We start from the raw sequence: 7,134 nt of genomic DNA on the forward strand, positions 1-7,134 counted from the left end.
ACACGGTGTTAGTTGTTATTAGGTTTTGTTTGGGTTGTACGGCTGTATTTCAGCAGGGCTTCCAGGAAATAGTAGTCCGCGTAGGTCAGCGGCACGTCGATTTCGTGGTTGTCCGGACGGGACCCCACGCTGTGCATGAGCAGGAAGTTCCCGTTCTCTCCGGGACGGGCGAGGTAGGCGTCGGAGGCGAGACTGCGCAGTTGCTTTTCAGCCATTTTCAGGTATCTGCCTTTTTCCTCCGGCTTGTTGGTCAGCGAACTCAGGTCGACGAACGCCGAGGCCATGATCGCCGCGGCCGAAGCGTCGCGCAGGTCGTCGGGAATGCGATCGGAGTCGAAGTCCCAGTAGGGAATGCCGTCGTCGGGAAGCCGCTCCAACAGCATGCCGGCGATGTTCTCGGCCTGGTTGAGGTAACATTCGTAGCCGCTCAGGCGGAACATCATCGTGTAGCCGTAGAGCGCCCAGGCCTGTCCCCGCGCCCAGGCGGATTCGTCGCTGAAGCCCTGCACGGTCTCCTTCCGGCGGACGCGGCCGTCTGCGGGGTCGTAGTCCACCAGGTGATAGCTCGTGAAGTCGGGCCGGAAATGATTGCAGAGGGTCGTGTTGGCGTGCGTCACCGCGATGCTCTTCAGGGTGTCGTCCCCGAAGAGCAGGCCTGCGTTGTAGAGGTGTTCGAGGTTCATCATGTTGTCGATGATTACCGGGTATTTCCAGTCACGGCCCTTGCGCACGAAGTCCCAGCTGCGGATGACGCCCGTCACGGGCGAGAACCTCCCGGCGAGGACTCGCGCCGAGGTGTGGATGGGTTCGAGGTATTTCTGCTCGCCGGTGATCCGGTAAGCGTTGCCGAAACTGCAGTTCATCTGGAATCCCAGGTCGTGGTCCGTGCCTTTCTGTTTGAGGGGATAGAGCTTGAAGGTGTTTTTTTCGGCCAGTTCGCGGAATGTCTTGTCGCCGGTATACTCATATATATACCAGAGCGAGCCGGGATAGAATCCGCTGCACCACCAGCGGATGTTGGAAGGGATGAATTTTCCGTCGGAGGCCACTGATTTCGGAAGCGTCTCGTCGGTCAGCCGGCCTTCGAGCTGTTCGTACTGGGCTGCGGCTACGGCGAAGACGCGATCGGTCAGTTCCGGCATTGTCTCCCGGGGAATGCATCCCGCGAGAAGGAGGGTCGACAGCAATGCTGTGCGATAGGTTCGGGTTCTCATGTCAGACAGTAGTTTTTTTGGTGGTTTTTCCGTCATCCAAAATTAGATTTTGTATTCTTCCGGGAAGGATTCGATCCGGTCAAAGGGGAGTAGAATCCGGTCAAAGTCGCTTCTCCGGGTCGTCGTCGGGGGATATTTGGTTTAAAAAGACTTATATTTGTCATGCCGCTTTCCGCGTCGGTTCCCTGTCTTCGGAACGGCGGTGTTTCACAAGTTTCTGGTAACTGTTATGAATGGTTTACGTACGGCCTTTCTGGCCGCCCTGCTTTTTTTGACGATGGCCCGCGCTTGCCCGGCCGGTTCGCTCGACCGTGTGAGGCAAGCCTTTGTCGATGTGTCGGTGATGTCCTATGCCCCGGACGGGGAGGCGACCGAACGTTTCGTCCGCTATTCCGATTACGGGAGGGCGAACGACGTGCTGCTGCTCCAACTCTACACGTCGGTCCACCTTCCGGATGACGAGGTGCGGCGCCTGCTCGGGCTTTTCGATGCGGGCGGATTCTGGTCCGACATCGATTACGACGACCGGACGAGGGGGCGGTGGCAGCCGTCGCTGCACCTGACGCGGATGTACGCCCTGGCGAAACTTTATGCCGACCCTGCGTCGGTGTGGTATGGCGACAGGCGTATCGGCGGCCTGTTGCACAAGGGACTTGCCTACTGGTATGCGAAGAAGCCGTCGTCGCTGAACTGGTGGCACGGGGAGATCGGGGTTCCCAAGAAACTCGCCGCGATTCTGCTGATGATCCGCGGCGAACTTTCCGGTCCGGAACTGGAGCAGGGGCTGCGGATCATCGAGCGTTCGCGCTTCGGCCGCACCGGGCAGAACAAGGTATGGCTGGCCGGGAACAACCTGATGCGCGGGCTGCTGACGGACGACGAGGCACTCGTCGCTGAGGCCCGGGATCAGATCGCCGAGGAGATCGTCGTCACCGACGGCGAGGGCATTCAGGACGACTGGTCGTTTCACCAGCACGGACCCCAGATTCAGTTCGGGAATTACGGACTGGCCTATGCCGAGGGCCTCTCGTTCTGGTTTCGGGTTCTCGACGGGACGCCTTATATGTTCTCGGACGTGCAGTGCGCCGTCATCGAAAAACTGATGCGGGAGGGTATTTGCCGGAGCATCTGGCGGGGTGTGATGGACCCGAGTTTCTGCGGCCGGCAGGTGTTTATCGACAGCGGTCCCGGAAAAGCTTCGTCGGCAACCGTCGCCGCGGAGAACATCGCGGCGCTGAAAAGACCGGGACACCGGGTTTTCAGGCGGTTCGCCAAAAGGATACTGGAGCCGGAGAACCGCTCGGACGGATTGCGCGGGCCGCGTTATTACGACCGTTCGGACTGCGGTATCTACCGTACCGGCACATGGTATGCGTCGATCCGCATGCACTCCGACCGTACGATCGGCTTCGAGTTTACGAACCGGGAGAACACCCTCGCCAACTTCTCGGCCGACGGGGCGTTGCTGTTCATGCAGCACGGGTGGGAGTACGACAATATCTTCGCCCACTGGGACTGGCGGATGGTTCCCGGGACGACGACTTACGACGACGGCGCGCCCTTGAAATGCGATAACTCCGCCGAGGCCAGGAAAAACCGTTCCGGGCATGTGGGCGGCCTCGCTTCGGACGATGTGCTGTGTACGACGATGGAGATCGAGCGCGACGGGCTTCACGCCCTCAAGTCGGCATTCTTTTTCGGGGACCTCGTCGTGGCGCTGGGCGCGGACATCCGCAGTTCCGACGCCCGGATTTTCCGGATCACCACGGCCCTGGATCAGACGCACCTTGCGGGTCCGGTAACCCGGGGCGGAGCGGCCGAGACTTCCGGCGGCCTGCCGTGGGTGCATCACGACGGCCGGGGATACGTATCGCTGGACGGCGCTCCGATTGCAGTCAGCACGGAGATTCAGGAGGGAAAATGGGACCTAATAGACCCTTTTTACAGGGACAGAACCCAACGGGGGCCGGTTTTCAAGTGCTGGTTCGGGCATGATCCGGCCCGGACGGGCGGCTATGCCTACGCTTTTCTGCCGTGCCGCGACGCGAAACGGACCGAACGGTTTGCCCGGAATCCGTCCGTGCGGATACTTCGGAATGATGCCGAATGCCAAGCTGTCGAATACGGGAAAACATGCTGCGCCGTGGTTCACCGGGCCGGAGAATATCGTCTCGGCGGACGGACGATCACGGCGCCGGAACCGGCGGTTTACTTCCTCCGCGGCGGCCGGACCGAGGTCCGCAGCCTTCCGCCTCTAAACGGCGTTGCGGACTGAACGTCGGACGCCGGAAAACGAAAATCCCCGTAATCAAACGATTACGGGGATTGCCAGTGCCCAGGACAGGAATCGAACCTGCACGCCTTGCGGCACACGCACCTGAAACGTGCGCGTCTACCTATTCCGCCACCTGGGCATTTCTGGAATTGTGGTGTGCAAAAGTAATACTTTTTTCTGAATCGCCAACTCTTTTTTCGAAAAAAAACTACTTGCTGAAGAATTTGTACTGAAACAGAAGCAGATAGACTACGGCAACCGAAATATAAGCGTCGGCCAGGTTGAAAATCGCGCCGAAGAAATAGTTGTTGCTGTCGACCAGGAACCGCAGCAGGCGGGGGACGCCGTTCCATTGAAACAGCGGGAAATAGAACATGTCGACGACCTTGCCCATCATGAATCCCGCATAGTGCCCCCCGAAGTGCGCCACCGTATAGGGGGTCGATTCGGAGAAGATCAGTCCGTAGAATGCGCTGTCGAGGATGTTGCCCATGGCGCCGGCGAAGATCAGCGCGAGGCCCACGATCACACCTTTGGGCGTATCCTTGCGTTTGGTGCAGAGATGGTACATCAGCCAGCCGATGAATCCGACCATGACGATCCGGAAGATGCCCAGCAGCAGTTTGCCCCAGTCGAATCCTCCGCGCGAGGCGATGTGCATGCCGAAGGCCGCGCCGTTGTTCTCGATGAACCGCAGTTGGAACCAGTCGGGAAAGACGATGATCGACTCGTCGAGGTGCATGTGGGTTTTGATCCAGATTTTGAGCACCTGGTCTGCGATGAGCAGCAGCACGATCAGCAGCGATATTTTCTTGAAATTCATAATCGGAGTGGTATTTCGTTGCAAAAATAGTAAAAAATCTTCTTTTTCAGGGGTATGGTGCGATTTTCCCTTCGGACCGGCGTACTTTGGCGGAAAAATTATAACTTTGGAAAATCTAATGTCTGATGATTTATGAAGCGATTGTTACTCCTCTGCGGCCTGTTGACGGCGTTTGCCTGTACGAAAGAACCTGCGGCTCCCTCCGGCGGCGATGGCGGACAGAAGGCCCGGATCCTGGGTTCTCCGACTTCGGGCATGGCGTTGCAGGGAAGTCTTTCCGTAAAACTGTCGCCCGAGATGGCGCAGGCGGTTGCGACGGCGCAGGCGTCGTTGCCCGCTACGCGGGACGGCGTCGTGACCCGCTCGGGCGTCGGCGATATCGATGCGATCCTGCATGAAATCGGGGCCGGACGGTTCGAACGCATTATCACCTATAATCCCGAGTGGGAGGATGTTTACGAACAGACGGGCATCAACCGCTGGTATAACGTCTCCTTCGGGGACGAAGTCGGGCTGGCCGAGGTCGGGGAGCGTCTTGCGGCGCTGCCCGGTGTTGCGGTCGTGGAGTACGGGATCAATCCGAAGTATATCCGGCCGATGAGCGAGGGGCCTGCCATACCGGTTTCGGACGGCCTGTTGCCCCGGATCAGCGAAACCCGGGCCGGGAAGTCGATGAACGACCCGATGCTGCCGTATCAGTGGAACTACGATAATCCGGGAGGGAGCATCTTTCCGGATGTCGTTGTCAAACCGAAGGCCGGGGCGGACATCAATCTGCTGGATGCCTGGCAGCTCTGCACGGGCAGCGAGGATATCGTAGTGGCGGTGATCGACGAGCCCGTGCAGACGACCCATCCCGACCTGAAGGCGAATATCTGGTCGAATCCGAAAAATTCGCAGGAGCACGGTTATAATTTCTGGGACAATAGTTCGGAACTCGACTGGAGGACGGTCGGCGGTGACGCTCAGTCTCCGGAATACGCTGATCACGGAACCCATGTCGCGGGCATCATCGCCGCGGTGAACAACAACAGCCGCGGCATTGCCGGCATTGCCGGCGGCAGGAACAACAGCGGCGGCGTGCGGATCATGTCGTGCCAGATCATGGGCAACAGTTCCGGCGCCAACAAAGGCAATCCGATTGTCAAGGCTTTCGAATACGCCTGGACCAACGGTGCGGTTATCGCCCAGAACAGTTGGGGGTACAGCCTCACCGATGTAAACGGCGAGAAGATAACGCCGGAGCAGTTCGAGCAGGAGTGGAAGAGTAATTACGGTATTATACGCGATGCCATCGATACGTTTATCCGTGGTGCGGGAACCAAAAATCCGAATTCCCCGCTGCGGGGCGGCCTTGTGATTTTCGCAGCCGGCAACGATGGCGACATTTACGGCGACGCCCGGAGATACCCGGCGGCCTACGATGCGGTAATCGCCGTAGGGGCGATGGACTGGAGTTTCCGGCCGGCCTATTACTCCGATTACGGTTCGTGGGTGGATATTACGGCTCCGGGAGGCGATATCTATACATCTGGACCCCAAGATGGGTATGGTATGATTTTAAGTACGATTCTTTGTGATGACGCGATCAGCTACCAGGACGGCCGTAAAAACAGCGATATGTACGGTTACGGCTTTATGCAGGGAACCTCGATGGCCTGCCCTCATGTTTCCGGCATTGCCGCCCTGGGGCTTTCCTATGCGGCGCAGAACGGTAAACAGTATACCCCGGCCGAATTCAAGGCGTTGCTGCTGAGTTCCATTTATGGAATCGACGACTATTTTACGGGCTCGAAGGAGTATTTCGATGCGAATAATGTCCCGATGACGATTCCCGACTTGTCCGTTTATAAGAACAAGATGGGCGGCGGTTGTGTCGACGCGCTGAAACTGCTGCTCGCCATCAAGGGGACTCCTGCGATCTATGTGAAGACCGGGGAGGCTGTGACCGTGGATTTTGCTCGCTATTTCGGAGGGGACCGAAGCCGGGTGACGCTGATCTCGGCGGAATATGACTCGGCGTCCAGTCTGGGATTGAGTTCTTCGACAGCGGCTTTCGACGGGACGAAGATTGCTTTTAATTGTCCCGAGCCGGGAACTTCGATGCTGACGATTCGGGCCCGGGCCGGAGATACGGAGTTTACGCGTGAATTTGCGATCGTCTCCCGTGCCGGGCTGGCTGCCAACGGCGGATGGCTCTGACCGGGTTTCATTCCGATATGCCTTGCGGCGGTTCCCGGTGGAGCCGTCGTTTTTTGTGGGTATTAATATATATAGGTGGAAGGACTGTTTTTGAATAAAATTAAAGATTTTTCAAAAAAAAGCGGGCAAATATTTGCAGGTTCGAAAAATGTCGCTACCTTTGCATCCGCGTTTGAGAAATACCGGTTCTTACAAATAAGTCGAGGGTTTACAATAAAGGAGCTTGAGGCGGTTTTGTAGTCTGAATTTCAATAAGATGCAAAGTTCTTGAAAAAGTTTTTGGAGGTTCGAAAAAGATTACTTATCTTTGCAGTCCCTTTCGCAAATGTCTCGCAAGAGACTGCGAAAAAAATCTTGAGAAAGATTTGGCGGATTCAAAAATAACACCTATCTTTGCAATCCCTTTCGCAATGAAAATGCGAAGCTTTTTTAAAATTGGTTCTTTGAATTACTGATAATATTTTGAGAGTAAAATTGTAGTATTTATCTGTCAATTTCCTTTTAAAGGATAAACGAATAGTCAGGACTCTAACAATACATTATTTTTTATACAATGGAGAGTTTGATCCTGGCTCAGGATGAACGCTAGCGGCAGGCCTAACACATGCAAGTCGAGGGGC

Annotated in this window: 4 protein-coding genes, 1 tRNA gene and 1 rRNA gene; 3 read left to right on the plus strand and 3 right to left on the minus strand. The window is 56.7% G+C overall.

Features of this window, described 5'->3' with window-relative positions; genetic code table 11:
• Positions 1 to 8: 8 nt before the first annotated feature.
• Positions 9 to 1,214 carry a glycoside hydrolase family 88 protein gene (locus I2E69_RS14515; RefSeq protein ID WP_195461941.1) on the minus strand — a complete coding sequence of 402 codons (1,206 nt, stop codon included), beginning with the start codon at positions 1,212 to 1,214 and terminating at the stop codon, positions 9 to 11.
• Between the two features lie 229 nt (positions 1,215 to 1,443).
• On the opposite strand from I2E69_RS14515, the gene I2E69_RS14520 reads away from it, so the two are divergent.
• On the plus strand, positions 1,444 to 3,489 hold the full coding sequence (locus I2E69_RS14520; RefSeq protein WP_195461942.1) for a polysaccharide lyase family 8 super-sandwich domain-containing protein: 2,046 nt from the start codon (positions 1,444 to 1,446) through the stop codon (positions 3,487 to 3,489).
• A gap of 57 nt (positions 3,490 to 3,546) precedes the next feature.
• Here I2E69_RS14520 and I2E69_RS14525 read toward each other — a convergent pair.
• Positions 3,547 to 3,628: transfer RNA gene (locus tag I2E69_RS14525), tRNA-Leu, on the minus strand.
• A gap of 69 nt (positions 3,629 to 3,697) precedes the next feature.
• Positions 3,698 to 4,312: a lipoprotein signal peptidase gene (locus I2E69_RS14530; protein WP_195461943.1), complete on the minus strand. Its 615-nt coding sequence runs from the start codon at positions 4,310 to 4,312 to the stop codon at positions 3,698 to 3,700.
• Positions 4,313 to 4,444: 132 nt separating this feature from the next.
• Between I2E69_RS14530 and I2E69_RS14535 the strand changes: the two genes are divergently transcribed.
• Together I2E69_RS14535 and I2E69_RS14540 are read left to right on the plus strand one after the other, a co-directional pair.
• Positions 4,445 to 6,514, plus strand: coding sequence for a S8 family serine peptidase (locus tag I2E69_RS14535; protein WP_195461944.1), 2,070 nt, complete (start codon positions 4,445 to 4,447; stop codon positions 6,512 to 6,514).
• 550 nt (positions 6,515 to 7,064) lie between these two features.
• A 16S ribosomal RNA gene (locus tag I2E69_RS14540) occupies positions 7,065 to 7,134 on the plus strand; the annotation flags it as partial.

Source organism: Alistipes sp. D31t1_170403_E11 (genome assembly GCF_015553985.1).
Classification (GTDB): Bacteria; Bacteroidota; Bacteroidia; order Bacteroidales; family Rikenellaceae; genus Alistipes; species Alistipes montrealensis.